The sequence below is a fragment of the Methylorubrum sp. Q1 genome (assembly GCF_004683995.1).
Classification (GTDB): domain Bacteria; phylum Pseudomonadota; class Alphaproteobacteria; order Rhizobiales; family Beijerinckiaceae; genus Methylobacterium.
On record NZ_SRHQ01000020.1, the window covers coordinates 98,863 to 116,198 of the forward strand.

Annotated in this window: 10 protein-coding genes and 3 pseudogenes; 9 read left to right on the top strand and 4 right to left on the bottom strand. The window is 62.4% G+C overall.

Annotated features, from left to right (window positions below):
• Positions 1-63: 63 nt before the first annotated feature.
• From E4V01_RS25760 to E4V01_RS18645, 6 genes and pseudogenes are all read left to right on the top strand, one after another.
• Positions 64-189, top strand: a pseudogene (locus E4V01_RS25760) (IS3 family transposase); the annotation flags it as partial.
• Positions 186-374 (top strand): annotated as a pseudogene (locus tag E4V01_RS18630) (integrase core domain-containing protein); the annotation flags it as partial. The pseudogenes E4V01_RS25760 and E4V01_RS18630, both read left to right, overlap by 4 nt.
• Before the next feature lie 425 nt (positions 375-799).
• Entirely contained in the window at positions 800-1,936 is a 1,137-nt protein-coding gene (locus tag E4V01_RS18635; RefSeq protein WP_135299351.1) for a M12 family metallopeptidase, read from the top strand.
• A 117-nt stretch (positions 1,937-2,053) separates the two neighbouring features.
• Positions 2,054-2,398, top strand: coding sequence for an MFS transporter (locus E4V01_RS26255; RefSeq protein WP_245517608.1), 345 nt, complete (start codon positions 2,054-2,056; stop codon positions 2,396-2,398).
• A 111-nt stretch (positions 2,399-2,509) separates the two neighbouring features.
• A complete protein-coding gene (locus tag E4V01_RS26260) occupies positions 2,510-2,971 on the top strand; it encodes a hypothetical protein (RefSeq protein ID WP_245517609.1) in 462 nt (153 codons plus the stop codon).
• Between the two features lie 750 nt (positions 2,972-3,721).
• A complete protein-coding gene (locus E4V01_RS18645; protein WP_135299352.1) occupies positions 3,722-5,170 on the top strand; it encodes an IS1182 family transposase in 1,449 nt (482 codons plus the stop codon).
• A gap of 145 nt (positions 5,171-5,315) precedes the next feature.
• On the opposite strand, the gene E4V01_RS18650 is transcribed toward E4V01_RS18645, so the two are convergent.
• The 3 genes and pseudogenes from E4V01_RS18650 to E4V01_RS18660 form a co-directional block, all read right to left on the bottom strand.
• Positions 5,316-6,415, bottom strand: a protein-coding gene (locus tag E4V01_RS18650; RefSeq protein WP_135299353.1) for an IS3 family transposase whose coding sequence is annotated in 2 segments (ribosomal slippage) — positions 5,316-6,163 and positions 6,163-6,415 — 1,101 coding nt in all. Because the reading frame shifts where the segments join, the coding sequence is not laid out codon by codon here.
• 51 nt (positions 6,416-6,466) lie between these two features.
• A pseudogene (locus E4V01_RS18655) lies at positions 6,467-6,962 on the bottom strand (IS5 family transposase); the annotation flags it as partial.
• A gap of 402 nt (positions 6,963-7,364) precedes the next feature.
• Positions 7,365-8,663, bottom strand: a complete 1,299-nt coding sequence (locus E4V01_RS18660) for a hypothetical protein (protein WP_135299354.1) — start codon at positions 8,661-8,663, stop codon at positions 7,365-7,367.
• Positions 8,664-9,522: 859 nt separating this feature from the next.
• Between E4V01_RS18660 and E4V01_RS18665 the strand changes: the two genes are divergently transcribed.
• Positions 9,523-10,716, top strand: a complete 1,194-nt coding sequence (locus E4V01_RS18665) for a hypothetical protein (protein ID WP_135299355.1) — start codon at positions 9,523-9,525, stop codon at positions 10,714-10,716.
• On the top strand, positions 10,713-13,058 hold the full coding sequence (locus E4V01_RS18670) for a caspase family protein (RefSeq protein WP_193763230.1): 2,346 nt from the start codon (positions 10,713-10,715) through the stop codon (positions 13,056-13,058). The genes E4V01_RS18665 and E4V01_RS18670 overlap by 4 nt, the downstream gene beginning before the upstream one ends.
• On the opposite strand, the gene E4V01_RS18675 is transcribed toward E4V01_RS18670, so the two are convergent.
• The gene (locus tag E4V01_RS18675; RefSeq protein WP_135299357.1) at positions 13,048-16,698 is read right to left on the bottom strand and encodes a CHAT domain-containing tetratricopeptide repeat protein; all 3,651 of its coding nucleotides are present in this window, start codon (positions 16,696-16,698) and stop codon (positions 13,048-13,050) included. The genes E4V01_RS18670 and E4V01_RS18675 overlap by 11 nt on opposite strands.
• 276 nt (positions 16,699-16,974) lie before the next feature.
• Here E4V01_RS18675 and E4V01_RS18680 point away from each other — a divergent pair.
• On the top strand, positions 16,975-17,336 hold a 362-nt coding region (locus E4V01_RS18680; protein WP_135299358.1), incomplete at its 3' end, for a transposase.

A 17,336-nucleotide genomic window follows, 5' to 3' on the forward strand; every position in this document is an offset into this window, starting at 1 on the left:
CCTGACCGGCTGGCTTTGGACCGGGCTGATTGAGAGGATCAGCCAGGACTGAAGGAGTCGGATATGCGGCGAGGTCAGAAGACGAGCGCAGAGCAGGTGGTGTTGAAGCTGCGCCAGATCGAGGTGCAGACCGCCCAGGGCAAGAGCTTGGCGCTGGCGTGCAAGGAGGCAGAGATCTCCGAGCAGAGCTGCGCGACGAGTGCCTGAGGCAGGAGATCTTCTACTCGCTCAAGGAAGCCCAGACTGTGATCGCCCTCTGGCAGACCACTTACAACCGCCTCCGGCCGCACTCGTCCCTGGGCTACCGGCCGCCTGCGCCTGTCAGCTTCCCTGATCTAGCCTTCCGCCTACCCATGGCAGCGGCCATACAGTAGCCTCTCACTCGGCTCGGTCCAAAATACCGGTCAGGTCAACATCAGCGCTCTTCTTCGCCGACCAACCTCTTAGCCCAACATTCGTTTCACTGCGCTCGGGTAGAGCACCAATAAGGCTGTGACTCCAAATATCCGGACATGCCCCATAATTTATCGGGGGTTAATCCCGATTTTACAAGCAACCGTGCAGCCTTCATCCAAATGCGTATCCAGCCTAATTAGCAATGATCGTCGACGCAGGACCGGCTCCCGAGACGGGTCTTTAGTTAATAACTTGAAGTTTGGTTTGAAAAAGACTCGATCGCCTCGATAATAGACCTCTGTAAGGGTTGTTACTCTAAGCTCGTGACCCATACAGGGCCCTTTGCTAAACTTAAGCCGGTGTTTGGTCGCGCCACTCATCACCAAAAGCGGAGGTTGTAGCCATGAACCCGTTGAAGGAGCCCCACCAAGCTGAAGCGCGCAATAAAGAGAAGAGGCCCCAGGAGGACAGCCTCAAGCTGAAGCATAACGACGCCACTCGAAAATCAGAGGATAGACGTCTCTGCGCTCAACCTCCCGTACAGCGCATCTCGCTGCCGGAAACAATATCCGAAGACAGAAAGTATTCTATATATCTAACAAACAAAAAGTGGCTGAGCGGAACGGTGTTGCACTACGCCTTTGTTGAGCATCCTACACTGTGGTCATGGGAAGAGTCCCAAAAAAAAATCATACGTCATGCGTTCGAGACATGGAAGGCAATTGGCATAGGCTTGTCATTCGAGGAAACGGATGATCTTCACGAGGCGGAGATAAAAATAGGATTCGAGCCAGGTTCCAGTTGGTCGTATGTTGGCACGGATTGTCTGCATAATTCCGATCTCGGGCGTACCATGAATTTTGGTTGGGATCTGCGGTCTGACTGGGGTGGTGCCACAGCGCTGCACGAGATCGGGCACGCTCTCGGCTTCGAGCATGAGCATCAAAATCCAGACTCCGGGATTAGCTGGAACGTTCCGGCCGTGATGGCTTATTATAGGGGCTATCCCAACTACTGGGACGATCAAACAATAGAACGCAACATATTATCGAAGATAGTATCGGGGAAGAAACGTGGATCTAAATGGGACCCCACATCAAATTTGCACTATCCGCAGCTTCCAGGCCACCTCCTTGGCCCTCCCCCCTACGATGTAGAGGGGATTGGAGAGAATCTTGCGCTCTCGCAGCAAGACAAGTTGTCAGCCTTAGAGATGTATCCTCCCGTAGGACATCCACGCTCAATTCAGGTGATGAGGCTTGAGCCTTTGCCGACAGAGGCCGGATCGCAAACAAGCTTCAGCTTCAGCCCGAAAGCAACTCGTAAATACAGAATTCAGACCGTTGGATCCTCCGACTCTCGGCTGGTTATTTTTGAAGAGAGGGATGGGCAGCCACGGCATCATAGTTCCGCTGATGATTCCGGTCGTCCAGAAAATGCGATGCTAGAGACGAAGCTGATCGCTGGCCGCACCTACATCATCGGCGTGCGGACGAATTATGCATCTTCTGCGGACGGGGTCGGGCTACTAATCTCTTGACAAGCATATTTTTGTTTAAGGCCGAGCACAATCACTGTGCTCGGCCATTTGAATTGAAGTTGTCAAATTCATAGATGGGCATGGCTGTCGAACGCAAACGGCGGCAAGTATGGCCATTTGAATTTTATTCTTGTCGCCGCAGCCATCGCCGTCTTTAGGTCTATTGCAAGTGATGAGGCTTGGCTCTTTGCCGGTATGGCGGCGGTGGGCCTGCTGGCAGTCGTGGTCCAAGTGCTGGTTGCCTTCGCCGCGATCCTGGCGAGGCCGGCCGAGCAGGGTCGGGCGATCGGGACGGTTACGAGCGGCGTCGTTACCGGCATCCTGGCCGCCCGCTTCGTGGCGGGGACGGTGGCGGACCTCGGCGGGTGGCGGGCCGTCTACCTGACCTCCGCCGGGCTGACGCTCATCATGCTCGGTCTCTTCGCCCTCACCCTGCCGCGGCATTCCGCTCCGGACCGCTAGGGCAGCTATGCCGCTACGCTCCGCTCCATTCCCACCCTGTTCCTGCACGACCCGATCCTGCTCGTACGGGGCATCCTGGCACTCCTCGACTTCGCGGCCTTCTGGACGGCGATGGTGTCGCCCCTCAACGCTGCACCCTTCGCCTACTCCCACACGCAGATTTGCCTGTTCGGCCTTCTCGGTATGGCTGGCGCGTTCGCCGCAACCGCTGCCGGCCGGCTCGCGGATCGCGGCCTTGGCCAATGGACGACGGGCTTGGCCCTTGTCGTCCTGCTGGGCTCATGGGGACCGATCGCGCTGCTGGCGCAGTCGATCCCCCTCCTTCTCGTCGGTGTCATCTTGCTCGACCTCGCCGTGCAGGCTGTGCGCGTCACCAATCAAAGCATCCTTTTTGCGCGGCACCCCAATGCCCGCAGCCGTCTCCTGGGCGGCTACATGGTGTTCTACGCTGTCGGCAGCGCCACAGGCGCGATCGGCGCGACCACGGCCTACGCTCATGCCGGCTGGCTCGGGGTCTCGGCCTTGGGAGCGGCGTTCAGCATCATCGCGTTGGGCGTATGGGCCTCGAGTTGAGCTAGCTCGGCACCGCCATGCGTCTGCGCGGTGGCCCGGCCTACCGACGCCCCTTTGTGGGAAAGTCTATAAGCGGCAGCATTTTCGACGATCGAACAGGAAGCGGACAGGCGTAAATCCAATCAAGCTGGTCGTCGTCCTCTGCCTCGTCGACAGCCTGGAAGCTGACCTTCCCAGGGCCTGCAAGGGGTCGGATGCGGATCCAATGCGTGCCTCGTTGACGGCTCCCGGAACGCTGGCGTAAGTACCACCCATGATCCGTCGCGCCAGCAATGCCGTGAGCTATCGCCCACCCTCACCATAGGGCGGCTGCGTTCGATCACGACCAACGATCATACCAAGCCGCCGCATCCCGGCGGCGCTTTCATATCCAGATAGGTCTCCGGTGGCGGCACGTCCGATACCGATGAGAGACCACGATGCCTTCCCCGCGATCAGCGCCCATCCCCGCGCTCAGCGACCATGCGTTTGAGCCTCATGCGCCGTGCCTTTTCGAGGTTGAGCACGGCGACACCGTCATTCGGATTGCTGATGATTGGGACGGTCACGTCCTTATCGAAAAGCTGTACGTCGCCCTCCGGGAAGCTCGCCAAGCTCGGGACAAGGCGGCCCTGCTAAGGGAAGCAGGGCCGGTCCGCGACGACAAGCTGGCAGAGCGCCCACCGACTTGAGAGTTTGGTCCGCTACGGGTGCAGGCTGTGTGAAAACGCGCTGACCTGGTAGAGTAATTTCCGATCTGAGGAGGTCGGGATGAAGCGCTTCATCGCAGGCGAGGATCGTCAGCAGATCACGCTCCTTCCCGACTGCCTGGACGACTACATTGCCGCCGACAACCCAGTTCGCTTCGTCGAAGTGTTCGTCGATGAGCTCGATCTGGGCGCGCTCGGCTTCGCGGGGGCGGTACCGGAGGCAACGGGCCGTCCCGCCTACCATCCGGCGACACTGCTCAAGATCTACCTCTACGGCTATCTCAACCGCGTCCCGTCGAGCCGGCGCCTCGAACGCGAGAGCCAACGCAACGTCGAACTGATCTGGCTCACCGGCCGGCTGATGCCCGACTTCAAGACGCTGGCCGACTTCCGCAAGGACAACGGTCCGGCGATCCAGGCCGTCTGCGCGCAGTTCGTGGTGTTGTGCCGCCGGCTGAATCTGTTCAGCAAGGCAGTGGTCGCGGTCGACGGCAGCAAGTTCAAGGCGGTCAACAACCGCGATAAGAACTTCACCGCCGCCAAGGTCGAAGCCCGACTGGCGCAGGTCGAGGCAAGCATCGGCCGCTACCTCGCGGCGCTGGACCGGGCCGACCGTGAGCCGAGCGACATCGCCGAGGCGCGCACGACACGGCTCAAGGAGAAGATCGCGGGCCTGCGCGCGCAGATGCAGGTTCTCCAGGCGAGAGGGCAGCAGGTCGAGGCTGCACCCGACGGCCAGGTCTCGCTGACCGATCCCGACGCGCGCTCCATGGCGACCAGCGGCAAGGGTACGGGCATGGTCGGCTACAACGTCCAGGCCGCGGTCGATGCCGAGCACCATCTGATAGTGGCCCACGCCGTGACCAACGTCGGCAGCGACCGGGCGCAACTCGCGCCGATGGGGCTTCTGGCGCAGGAGGCGACGGGATGCGCCACGCTCACGGTGCTGGCCGACCGAGGCTACCTTAACGGGGAACAGGTTCTGGCCTGCGAGGGCACCGGCGTGCTGCCGTGCGTGCCCAAGACCCTGACCCCTGGCCATGCCAAGCGCGGCCTCTTCACGGGACAGGACTTCGTCTACGACGCCAAACGTGACCACTACATCTGTCCCGCCGGCCAGCACCTGACCAAGGGCGTTACCCGGTCCGATCGCCGGGCCGATGGCGACGAGATGGATCACTACCGCAACCTGACGGCTTGCCTCGGCTGCCCGCTCAAGCCCCGTTGCACGCCAGCGGAGACGCGGCGTGTCAAACGCTGGGTGCACGAGGGTGTGCTCGATGCGATGCAGGAGCGGCTCGACCGGATGCCGGACGCGATGAAGATCCGTCGCCAGACCGTGGAGCACCCGTTCGGCACGCTGAAGGCCTGGATGGGCGCCACTCACTTCCTGACCCGGACCTTGGCCAAGGTCAGAACCGAGATGAGCCTGCAGGTTCTAGCCTACAACATGAAGCGGATGATCCAGATCTTCGGGGTCGGTCCGCTGATGAGGGCCATCCGGGCCTGAAGCCCGCGACCTCCATCCACCGCGCTACTCTCCCTCGGCCCCTCCACCCCTGAAGATCAGCGTTCTCACACGACCTCGGTGGGAAGCGGGCTTTGATTGAGGGTCCCCCGGATCTTGGTCCGGCCGAAAGGTGAGCCTCCGGGTCTCATTCGGCGGCCTGCAGGGCCGCCGCCAGGGCGAATTCCTGGGGCGTTCGCCACCCCAGGGCGGTGTGAGGACGGCTCTCGTTGTAGTGCCGCCGCCACGTCTCGATCTTGCTCCTCGCGTCGGCCAACGACAAGAACCACTTCGCGTTCAGGCACTCGTCGCGCAGCCGGCCGTTGAACGACTCGACCAGTGCGTTGTCGGTCGGCTTGCCAGGGCGCGAGAAGTCCAACGTGACACCGTTCTCATAGGCCCAGCGGTCGAGGGCTTTCGAGACGAACTCAGGCCCGTTATCGACCTGAATCGCGCACGGTGCTCCGCGCAGCAGCGCCAAGCGGTCGACGACAGCCACGACCTGTTCGCCTTTGATGCCCTGGTCGACCTCGATCGCCAGAGCCTCGCGCGTGAACGCATCGACGACCGTCAGGGCCCGCAGTCGGCGGCCGTCGAACAGCGCGTCGGAGACGAAGTCCATCGACCAGCGTTCGTTCGGCTGGAGCGCAGCAGGCTGACGCTCACGGTGTGCCGCGCTGACGTGCCGGCGCGGTCGCTTGAGCCGCAGGCTCAGCCCCTCGTCCCGGTAGAGACGGTGGACCCTCTTGTGATTCACCCGCCAACCCTCCCGGCGCAGCAGGATGTAGATTCGGAAGTAGCCGTAGCGGACCCGGCTCTTGGCCAGATCACAGATGCGCATCCGCAGCGGTGCCTGATCAGGTCTGGTCGAGCGGTAGCGGATGCTCGACCGGCCGACGCCGAGCGCGGCGCAGCCGCGCCGCTCGCTCACCCCGTGCGCCTCCTGAACCTGGTGCACGAGCTCGCGTCGCCGAGCAGGCGTCAGAGCTTTTTTGCGAGCACGTCCTGCAGGCTGTGCTTGTCGAGGCTCAGATCGGCAACGAGCTGCTTAAGCTTGCGGTTCTCGTCCTCAAGCTGCTTCAGCCGCCGCAGCTCGCCTGTGCCCAAGCCGCCGTAGAGCTTCTTCCAGCGGTAAAACGTCTGTTCGGAGATGCCCATCCGGCGCAGCACCTCCGCGACCGGTGTCCCCGTCTCGGCCTGCTTCAGCGCGAAGGCGATCTGCTCCTCAGTGAACCTGCTCTTCTTCACGGCTCTGCTCCTCCCATCAGGGGCTCACACAACCGGAAAACTCGCACTCACGCCGGACCAAAGCGATGGGGGGACGTCAGTCATCACCGGGCTGTCGTGTCGGTTGGCGCCTGTCAGGGGAGACCGAGCGGAGTGCCGCGGGCATCGGCACGAGGTGGCGCTTCGTGCCCGCCTTGCCCCTGTCCGTCGGGTTCGGGCCCGTGGCCGAACCCCTTTTTTCGCCGGGACGGAGGCGCTGTCCTGGCTTGATCGGCTACAATCGATTTCACCGGCTGCGTGAACGCACTCCAGGAGCATCTGATGCAGCCGAGCACACGCAGGCCTCCTGCCAGTCCCGCAAACGCCGCCAGCAACTCATGCCCGAGCCACAATTCATCCCGACCGGCAGCCACTCCCACGGGATGCCTGTGCGTAGAACGAACAGGATGCCAGTGAGCGCGGCTCGATGCTCCAACGGAGGACGACCACCCAACGGGCGTGGCTTCGCCGCGGGAAGAAGCGGGGCGATCGCATGCAAGAGATCGTCGGGAAGGGTCGGTTTCGCCATCCTCACCAGCGCGCCAGAACCCGTTTTGTAATGCGTTTATAAGATGTCGCCAATCCTGCTCGGGCCTGCGAACTGCTTTGCGCAAGCATGGCTTGCAGTATGAGAATGGCTCGACGTGGGCCTCGGCTGTTCTGAACTCGGCTTCATCCGCTTCTCCGAGCTGGCCACCGTCCGAGGCTAGTTCGGTCTGCCAAGCGCGACCGATGACATGCGACGATGGCGAGGCCGTCCGCCGATGCTGACGTTTCCCGTTTGGCCGAGTACACTCGGCATTGATCTTGAGAAAGGTCATGGCGGTCAGGTGTATTTACAGCTACCTACACAGCCTAGATACCTATGTTGTTATCTTGCTATTGTTGCATTTCGATAGCTTCCGCACTTATAGAAATGCAACGGATGCGCTCATTCATTTCCAATATTCAGCAGCTGATCCAGCTGATCGTCCCGCATAAATTGGCATAGCCATTCTAAACTCAATATGTCTACAATAGATGTAAATATATCCTGATTTAGCGTAGTTACGTCGCGAACGAGTCGGGCCCCCTTGATCGCTCCCCGATGAAGAAAGCCGCCACCCTGAGGAGTCAGGCCCAACTGTTGGATAGTTCCTAAATTCCCCGTTGCCGTCTGGCCGGGAGTTGAGAGCGCCGTAAGCACCAGTGGCCTTTGCTGTTGGGGCGACCTGCTTCTATCAATTGCACTGCCGGCATGAATATCGGCCACTGTAAAACTATTGCCAGATTGGCCAAAAAGCATGGGCACTGCCAAGAATATGGGTATAATTACTTGATCAACTGCGACGCCGCTTTCATTTACGCCGACGACGCGACGTGCCCCATTCGAGGGATCTTGGCCTTTTGTCGGCCTCAAGACCTCTCCATTGAATACTATCGCGCCAGCAAATAGCATCGAGTTGGTTAAGCCGAGATTGGGGTTCTGCAGAATTTGCGCTGGATACGAGGACCCGTCGATTGTCCTAAAATTATCACTCTCCAGAGCGCTGAAAGATAAGGCTCGAAAAGGCCTTTCGGCTTGGAAAATCTGAGGCGCTCTTGTTGCAAGATCCACTTGGCCCCGAGTTCCTGTGTCATGGAAGGCAACGAATTGTGTAAATTCCACTTGAGCGGGAAAAATGAATGGGAAATCTGGGTTGGGATCCTGAGAGTATCCGAGATAAGGGTACAGCGCATTTTGCTGCCCTAAGCCGGGCGAAAAAACCGCTCGGCAAAAGAGTTCCTGATTGAGCCGCAAGCTTAGCACGGCAGACGTGTGTGGGCGAAAATCGGATCCGTCATTTGCCGTACTCTCAAAAAAGGAGCCCTGCAGCTGAACAACGATTGGGCCATTAAAAGTCAACTGAAAGGATCGAGTTTCGGCTTGAAAAATGGCGTTGCCTGCGATTTCTTGCCCGGTTACTATCGCTTGCTCTGCAATCCCTATCAGATGAAGACGCTTGATAATCAAGCGCTGAGCCCTCACACGTTTATTTCGGCTTTGCTGGATTTCGGGGTTGTCGTAATTATAAGCCCAGCTTAAATTTACCGTTTGCTCCAGAGTAGGCGAAGCCACATCGGCGCCAAAATTCTCAACTACGAGTGAGGTAAATGTGCCTGTGTTGTCGCACCCTGCGACGGCAACCGAGCTCGCCAGAGCCAAGCATTTGGATTGCAGTTCAAGAAATTCTCGCCGATTGAGTGGCATTTTTTCCTCCTACCCGAGTCTATAGCATATGCTGTTTCTCGTAGGCTTGCATTTGCTGGAAAATTGCCGAATTGATTCGTTATTACTGTTGAAATAACGTGATCCATAGCCTGCGCTAACCTCCGTAAGAGAGCCTGTCACAAGCTGGGCCGTTGTAGACGCGAGCGGATCCACGTTCATGGACCGCTAATTATGTTCGCCCAGTTTGCCGCCTCTACTCCGGAGTGTAAACAGGACGGCCGTTTGCCTCAAATCCTAAGTTGTCGTGTCAGCCGATGGGCACGACACAAGCTCGCCATGAGACGTGGGAGATCGGGAAGCCATGCCGCGAAGTAACCGCTCCAAAAAAATCCTCGCATCTCTCCATTGTCATCTACCATGAGGGTCCGGTTAGGGTGGAGGCTGTGCGAAAACTAAGAGAGCCGCCGAAAATGCAGAAAAAACCTCTACGACGCCCCATTTTGGCTCAATGTATAGCGGCCGGAGGGCCATGAGGATGCCTATACGGGCACTGCCCAGGGCCTACGAGGAAAGATCGTTCTACTGTCCCTGCGTTTTCACATAGCCTTGGTAGACGGCAGACCTTGGTGCCCCGCCCGATTTCAGATGTTCGCCGCGGCGAGATGCCGACGGCGGCTCCTTGCTGCGGAATCCAGTCTCGAGCGCGATCGACGTTTCGGACCACTCTTGACTTGGCGCCGAGGATCTCCCGAGCGAGAGCCGACCCTAATGACGCAAGTCGTACGCGGGGGCTCCCTTTTATAGCCGGCGCCTACTGTTCGGCCGGTGGGTGACATCAATGTTGCGCGCGCCTGAGACTTGTGGATTATGCTCTCGCACATAGGGCGGGAGGCCGTAGTTGGCATCGACCTTGATCTTTGTGCACGGCACGGGCGTGCGCGGCGATACGACCGTCAATCGCATCCGCGACGGACTGGATGCCCAGGGTCGCTCGGCGGACGTCGAGATTCGCCCTGGCGCCTGGGGTGATCTGCATGGCGTGCAGATCAGTGAGCACGACCTTGGAGACGTGCTCCCCGAGCCCGCCCGTGCCCTGATGGACGCTGAGAGCAGCGACGCCGGGCTGTGGAGCCTGCTGCTCGACGACCATTTGTTCGAACTCCGTGTGGTCGCCATCGAGCCGCCGGGCGCCGCTGCCCGGACGGGGTCCGCCCTGCCAGGCGCGGACCCACCGGAGGTCGTCGTCACACGACGGCTTCAGCAATTGAACATCGAGGGCGCGCCAGGTGGGGTGTCCGCCAGCTTGATTCGCGCCGCTGCCGCGCAGCTTGCCCGCGAGACAACTCTGCTTGAGGGAGCTGCAGCCGTCGGAGATCCGGACGATCCCGAATTCGTAGCGGCTGTCGCTCGGGCCGTCAGCGCCATCACCCTGTCGCGGTCGCGAGCAGGAATCGGCGAAGGGCCGGACGCGCTTTATCTTCCGGAGAAGCGAATGGAACTTGTGCGCGCCGTTGCGGCGGCCATCGCCCCGCAGACGAGAGGCCTCGGCGACTGGCTCGGAAAGCGCCTCAAGGACTTTGGCCTTGCACGCGCGACCACCTTCGGACGTGAGCGACGCAGCGGTCTGATGCAGGCGGCCTCCCCCGGCGTCGGCGACATCCTTCTGTACCAGCGCCGCGGCGAAGAGATCCGCCGCGCCGTCTTGAGCGCCATCGGGGGCGCGCCGCGAGACAAGCCGCTTGTGCTCGTTGGGCACAGCCTGGGCGGCGTGATCCTGTTCGACATTCTTTCGAACAATGAAGCGGGACGGGAGGTCGCACAGCTCATTACCGTTGGGTCACAGGCTGCCTTCTTCTTCAAATGCGACGCGCTCGCGACGGTCAGGCGCGGCGGCGCCGGCGCCCCGTTCACACCTTGGCTGAACATCTTCGACCGCAACGACCTCCTCTCATTCCGCGCGTCGCCTTCGTTCGCAGGCGTCGGCAAGATTGAAGATCTGGAGGTCTCGTCTGGAACCTCTTTCCCGGAGTCTCACGGCGCCTACTTCCGACTTCCCCAGGTGTATCAGGCTATCGCGGCGAAATGCCCATGATCCGCGGCGGAAAGGGCGCCCGCGCGCTTGTGGTGGGCGTCGAAGCCTACGATCTCGCCGAGATCCCCCAACTGAGCGGCGCAACCGCTGACGCGATCGGCGCCTGTCGGTGGCTGACGGACATCGGGGTGGCGCCGGACGCGATTCACCTACACCTCTCACCGGCGTCCCCTCCCGCGCCCGATGATCTAGCCTTTCAAGGAACGAGTATCCGGTTCGCCGACGCCACTTGGAGGTCAGTTTGGCGCAGCCTCAATGCCCTGACCCAAGCGAAGGGCGATCGTCTGTTCATCGTGATGTCGGGCCATGGAATCATGGTTCCACCCCAGGAACCCGCGCTACTCCTTCAAGACTATGGGGTCGACAACGACTTCTCCGCCAATCTCGGCGTCTCCCGCTTCATTGACTTTTTTCTGTCTATGAATTTCCCCGAGCAGTTCCTGTTCTGCGACGCCTGCGAAAATTACGTCGCCTCGCCCACATTGCGCAGCCGGGTGCGACCGCGAGGCCCGCCGGACGAGACCGTCACACCTCGCGCGGACACGGGGCTCGCCGCAGCCTTCTCCGCATCTCCGGGTCAGCGCGCCTACGAGGATCAGGGTCGCGGTCTGATGATGTCGCGGCTGCTCGCCGCACTCGACCCTGATCGCCTACTGCGTCTCGGCGACGATGATCCCGTCCACCAAGCGGTAAGCTATGACTGGAACACCGGGGAGCTCAGGCTGCCGCTCGACCGCCTGATGCAGGACGTGATCGCACCTGAGGTGTCAGAGGCCGCCCAGCGGCTAAAGGGCGCCGCCCAGACACCGCGGGCCACGGCGAGCGGCGCGGTCAGATGCGGCCCGATCCTCACCTGGTCAGCCGAACGCCTTGCCGATGTGACGGTGGATGCTCGTCCGGACCGTGATCGCGCCCTGCTCGAGAGCGTGCGCCTAGTCACCATCGCCCCGACGTGGAACCATGTGTTGTCGATCCCGCCGGTGGCCCTGCCAGCGACCCTCAGACTGCCCGAGGGGGTAGACGTGGTGGCGCAAGCCCGTGGGCGCAACCCTGAGCGGCCACCGGAGCCGCCACGCCTCGACGCGTCCGTAAACAGCTCTACCGTTGATTTGGTCTTCACGATACTGGAACCGACGCGTGGACGGAGAGCCCGAGCCGACTACGCCGAACTCATGAGCTTCAACCTGCGGACGGTCGCCCCCACGGGCAATCCGACCTACAACGCGCACCGGATCTACGCCGACGAGCGCGCCGGACGACTGATGGAACGGGCGAAGGACCTCGGGCTCAAGTTCGTGCGGCATGAGCATGGTCCCGACTTGCTCTTGCAGCGGCAGAGGCGGTCGATCCTCGGGGACTACGAGCCTGCCATTTGGAGCGCGAGTGAGGAGGAGGGCGCCCGGGCCTTTGCGGCGGAATGGGCGGGTCTTGTCGCTGAAATCAACAATGAACTTGTTGTCGTGGCGCCGCCGGGCACGCCGGCGCAGGACGTTCTGCCGACGGTGCGGATCGAAGTGCCGCCAACCCTTCCGGGGGCCTTGGCAGAATCGGCGACGCTGCTGCTGGAAGCTGAGGGCGACGATCCTGTGCGTCTGCCGCTCAACGGGCCAATGCTGCTGACACTTCTCCCAGGCGCCTATCGCGTGTCCATCGACCTACCCTGGGGGCACTGGAGCCGCACTTCGATCGTAAAAGTACGTGGTCCGGGCGGCGGCGAGCCGGCGGTAATTGAGCTTCCCAATGAAATTGGCCGCCCGCCGTTGCGAAACGGGTTCTTTGCTCGCCGCGGCGACGCCACCGTCGTTTGGGAGTTTTATGACGTGGTGCCTGGCGGGCTCATTCAGTTCGCTGGGTTCGAGATCGCCGCCCTGCCCAGGCAACGGTTCGCGATAGAGGCGCGCGCCGGGCGCGTGGAGCCGTTCAGTAACATCGGCCATCCCGCTTGGGATGCGTTCTTCTCCGCCGGCCGCCTCGATTGGCTCTCCCGGGAGGGGCTTCTCGAACTTCTCCACGCTAAGGCGCCGTCGGAGGAGAGGAAGACAGAGACAGACCTCCTACGCCTTGCAGCGGCCTACGCTTTGGCGATGAGCCCCGAAGGCGCCGCCATGTTGAAGTTTCCGAAGTTCAGAAAACCCGTTGCAGGTGCGCTGGACGTCGAGGTCTTGCGGACCGCCTTCCAGGGGGGGCGCCCCGACCTTCTCCTGCACCTGCGCGAGGGGCGACGCCCCCTGTTGAGGTGGGGGTGGGATCTCATGAAGGTCAGAGCTGAAGACGTCCCCGGCCTTGCCGAACAAAGCGCCCGGCAGCTGCCGGGCAGCGTGTGGACGGCGCTCAAGCTCTAGGACTGAGCGGCGCAGGATCGCCCTCCAGGATGAAGGCCGCCCAGTCGCGCGGCGGCGCCGACCGTTCGCGCAACGCGAGCTTTGCCGCGCGCAGGGCCGCCGCCTTGTTCATTTCCGTCGCCAAGCCTTCGTAGAACAGGCGCATCAGATCGCTTGTCGCCGTGTCCCGCACTTCCCATAGGCTCATGACCAGGGCGCGGGCCCCAGCCACGCCGAAGGCCCGGCGCAACCCGAAGACACCTTCACCGGCGGCGGCGTCCCCGAGGCCACTCTCGCAGGCGGAAAGGACGACAAGCTCCGTCCCCAGCAGGTCCAGGGTGGCTACCGACGCGGCCATCAGGATACCCGCGGGGTCGTCCTCCACGTTGGCTCCGGCCAGGACGAGGCCTGAACGCAGCATCGGATCGACCTCCTCGTCCACCTCGTCGCCGGGCGTGAAATACCCATGGGTCGCTAGGTGCAGGAACGCAGGCCGATGGACCTGCTGAAGCGCACGGCGAGTGGCTGCCGCCCCCGTCAAGCCGACTGCGCCCGGGAAAACGCGCAGCACAGCTTCGCCTTCGCGAATAGTCCCCGGCAGCGGCCGAAACCGCACATTGAGCCGCTTGGGCGACCCGGGCGTCTCGGTATGTTGATCGGAGTCGGCCTCCGGACCGGAGACAACCCGGTCGAAGTCAGGTGCGTAGACCACGACGGGCGGACTTGCCGGCGCAGGGATCTCGGCCCGGAGCAGATCCCGTCCTGTCGTCAGGAACACGACCTCGAACACCTCGACGACGTCGCGGCCGTCGCCGCTGTCGAGGGCGTCCAGCGCCACGAGCGACAGAGCCCCGTCCGGCGCGATGTATACACGTTCCGCAGCACGGGCCCGGGCGAACGTACTGACCCGCTCGGAGATGGCCGCGGCAAGTGCGCGAGCGGGCTCGATCCAAGGGCGCCCCTCCTCCAGCGCGGTGTTCATCATGCGGACGTGCGCGTCGATCGCCCTAGCGTCGCCTATGTCCTGGAACTCAGCCGCCCCGGCGCCGTCGAGCAGGAAGAGGCCATAGCGCGGGTCTCCAGTGATCGTGTCGAGGCTCGGGTCGAAGTCCAGCCGCTCCCACCGCCACGGTTCGTAGACCACAGCCTCCGCCAGCACGGCGCCTGGCGGCAGAGCCGCGGCAACTTTGGCGGCCGAGAGGTCGGCCATGGTCGCGTCCACGGCCATCTCCGGGATGGCCCGGGCGAGCTCGGCTTCCAGGGCGTCGCGTCGAAGCTCCGCCTCCACGAGGACATAGGCGGTTTCCGCGCCAGCAAAGGTGGCGGCGGCGATCTGGGTCTGTAGCTCGTGGAGCTCCTCCAGCTTAGGCGCGAGCTCTGGGTAACGACCGCCTAGGACGGCATTGCGCCGCGCGAACAGCGCCATCGCCGAGATCGACTTGTGACGCAGGACCAGTCCATACGCCTCAGCAACGCGACCGGGGCCCGCCTCGACTAGTAGAGAGAGCGCCAGCCCTGTCAGGTTCGAAAAGTAACGCGCGGCGGAAATGAGGTTCTTCTCTGCGGACATCGTCGCCGCCTCGCCGAGCAGCCGTGCGACGATCGACGTCGCCGCCACGGCTTCGTCGAAGGCGGCCTTGAAGCGCCCGAGCATCCGCAGGTCCATGGCGTGCCGGGCGCGGCTCTTCAGCACATTCGGATGCTGCGGTCCGAGCACGGTCGCGCGGATCTCCGCCGCTCGAGCGTGCCGCTGGGCGGCGGTCGCCCAGTCGGCGCGATACCGTGCGACGGTCCCAGCGTTGGACAAGGCCGCGGCGTAGGCGGCCGTCCATTCCCCAGTCTCTTCCTTCCAGATTTCGAGCGCCCGCATCAGCCACGCCTCCGCACGGTCAAGCTCTCCGGCGCTGATGGCGAACTGTGCGAGGCTGGCGAGCCGCTGCGGGCTAGCATCCGCTGCATCGCCTGCTTCATGGAGGATGGTCCGCACGCTCGGAAGCGCCTCGGCGACAGCTCCGACCTGCAGGTACCCGATGGCGACGTTCTCACGCGCGAGACTGCGCACGTCATCCTCAAGGTCGTCTTCTTCTGAGAACAGCTCCAAAACCGCTAAAGCGCCAAGGGCGTCTCCACGTCGGTTCAAGCCCAAGAGCAACTGCAGACGGCTTTGGAGCAGATGAAGGCGAATGCGGGATGGCAAGTGCAGCTCCCGCGACAGGGACAACGCCTCGTTCAGTTCGCTTTCGGCGCTCGCGGCGTGACCGTACTTCAGATCATGGTCGATCAAATCCACCAAAGTCATCAGCACCGGCTCGTCCCCCTCGGGACATTCAAGCCGCCGAAGTTCAAGCGAAAACTCTAGAAGGCGGCGCGCGCGATGCTCGTGTCCGGCCGACTCGTATAGGACTGAGCGGGCGGTGAGTTGCCGCGCGAGTGCCGAGAGGGGCGATTCGCCCTCGACCGGCATTGGCCGGCGAAACCTCAGCTGAACGGTATAGTCCTCCGGCCGCTCGCCGGCAGGCATGAGGACTTCGAGCCGGGCGGATGGATCGGGCGCCTCCACCTCCGCCATGGTCCAGTAAAGTTGCGCGAGGTTACGCAGGACCGGAGTGCGCCACTTGTGGGTGTGCGGCAAGCTTTCGGTCAGGGTGAGCGCTTCACGGAACAGCGCCTTAGCTCGCGGAAAGTCGTGCTGCATAGTCAGAATGCGCGCAAGGTTCGACTTGGCGCCCGATTGCCAATCGGGTCGCGAGTAGGCCTGCATCACTTCGGCGACCTGCTCAAAGGCCGCGACAGCTTCCGAAAGGTTCCCGGCATTCGCAGCGGCGACCCCCGCTTGGTCGAGGGTGAGCGCCCACCGCAGGACGGGGTCGAAGCTCTCAAGGAGCATGTCTGCCATCGTCGGCACCCCGAACGGCAGCGCCCTACGACGCTCCTCAAGCCAACTCGCATGCAGGGCCGAGGCCCGCGCCGAATCCATTGCCGCGTAGGCGGCGATGATTTCGTCCGCTCTCGTATCGATTTCGGCGAAGGGATTGGTCGGAGAACGAGGCTCGTGTGCGGCGGGGTCGTCTTCCAACCCGAGCCGACGCCGAGCGATGTCTATGTTGGTAGCGGCGACCTCGATCGCAGGATGCTCAGGGCTCACAAGTTCGAGCAGGATGTCGTGCAGCTCCTGAGCAGTCCTGAGGGCCAGCTCTGTGTTATCCATCTGGTCGGCGCAGTGAAAAAGGTCTTCCAAGCTCCCCAGGAGCTCAGGTGATTGAGGGCCGAGAACGCGTCGTTTGATGGCTAGCGACGCCTCGAAGAGGCGCGCCGCACTCTCAAAATCGCCGTCCCGAGATAAAAGGCAGGCCAGATTGTTCGCCGCTGCGGCGTCAAGGTCGTCAGCCTCCGCCAGTGAAGCGACGCCATCCCAAATCTCGCGGGCAGCGGCGATTGAGACGTCTTCCTCCCCGGTCCGTTGCGCCGTGAGGCTCAACATCGCGAGCGCCTCGCGCCGTTCGCGACTTCGCGCTGGAAGATTCTTTGCAGCCTCCACCGCCTCGCGACTGAGCCGGAGGGCGCGGCGACGGGTATAAGAGGAGTCGGCGGCAAGCTCAGCGCGCAGTTGCTGAATCTTAGACGCAACCGTCCGACGTGCGAGGAAGTCGCTCAGACCCATGGTGCGCCTCCAATGGCATCGCCCTGCGCGCACCCGGCGCCTGCCACGTCCAGGACGGGCGAATATCGTCGTTCGAAATTGTGAAGTGAAGGAGTAGTAAGCGTCAACTGGCGCATAAGTCTGAGCACCATCCCAACGCGTGTTCAGGCCGACACCACTGCCGAGACGTCGTTCGGCGTGGGCGCTGAAAGCGGACGTTTCAGATGTCCCAGATGGGTCCAGGCTGTGTGAAAACGAGCTGGTCTGGTAGAGTGAAGCTCGATCTGGGAGGTCGGGATGAAGCGCTTCATTGCAGGCGAGGATCGTCAGCAGATCACGCTCCTTCCCGACTGCCTGGACGACTACATCACCGCCGACAATCCGGTTCGCCTCGTTGAAGTGTTCGTCGATGAGCTTGATCTGGGCGCGCTCGGCTTTGCGGGTGCGATGCCGGAGGCGACGGGGCGGCCCGCCTACCATCCGGCGACGCTGCTCAAGATCTACCTCTACGGCTACCTCAACCGCGTGCCGTCGAGCCGCCGGCTCGAACGCGAGAGCCAGCGCAACATCGAATTGATCTGGCTCACCGGTCGGCTGATGCCCGACTTCAAAACGCTGGCCGACTTCCGCAGGGACAACGGCCCGGCCATCCAGGCTGC

What these genes read in the sequence shown, in the direction of transcription:
- E4V01_RS18635 (WP_135299351.1), top strand. Translation starts at nt 800, where the DNA reads ATGAACCCGTTGAAGGAGCCCCACCAAGCTGAAGCGCGCAATAAAGAG.
- E4V01_RS26260 (WP_245517609.1), top strand. Translation starts at nt 2,510, where the DNA reads ATGGTGTCGCCCCTCAACGCTGCACCCTTCGCCTACTCCCACACGCAG.
- E4V01_RS18645 (WP_135299352.1), top strand. Translation starts at nt 3,722, where the DNA reads ATGAAGCGCTTCATCGCAGGCGAGGATCGTCAGCAGATCACGCTCCTT.
- E4V01_RS18660 (WP_135299354.1), bottom strand. Translation starts at nt 8,663, where the DNA reads ATGCCACTCAATCGGCGAGAATTTCTTGAACTGCAATCCAAATGCTTG.
- E4V01_RS18670 (WP_193763230.1), top strand. Translation starts at nt 10,713, where the DNA reads ATGATCCGCGGCGGAAAGGGCGCCCGCGCGCTTGTGGTGGGCGTCGAA.
- E4V01_RS18675 (WP_135299357.1), bottom strand. Translation starts at nt 16,698, where the DNA reads ATGGGTCTGAGCGACTTCCTCGCACGTCGGACGGTTGCGTCTAAGATT.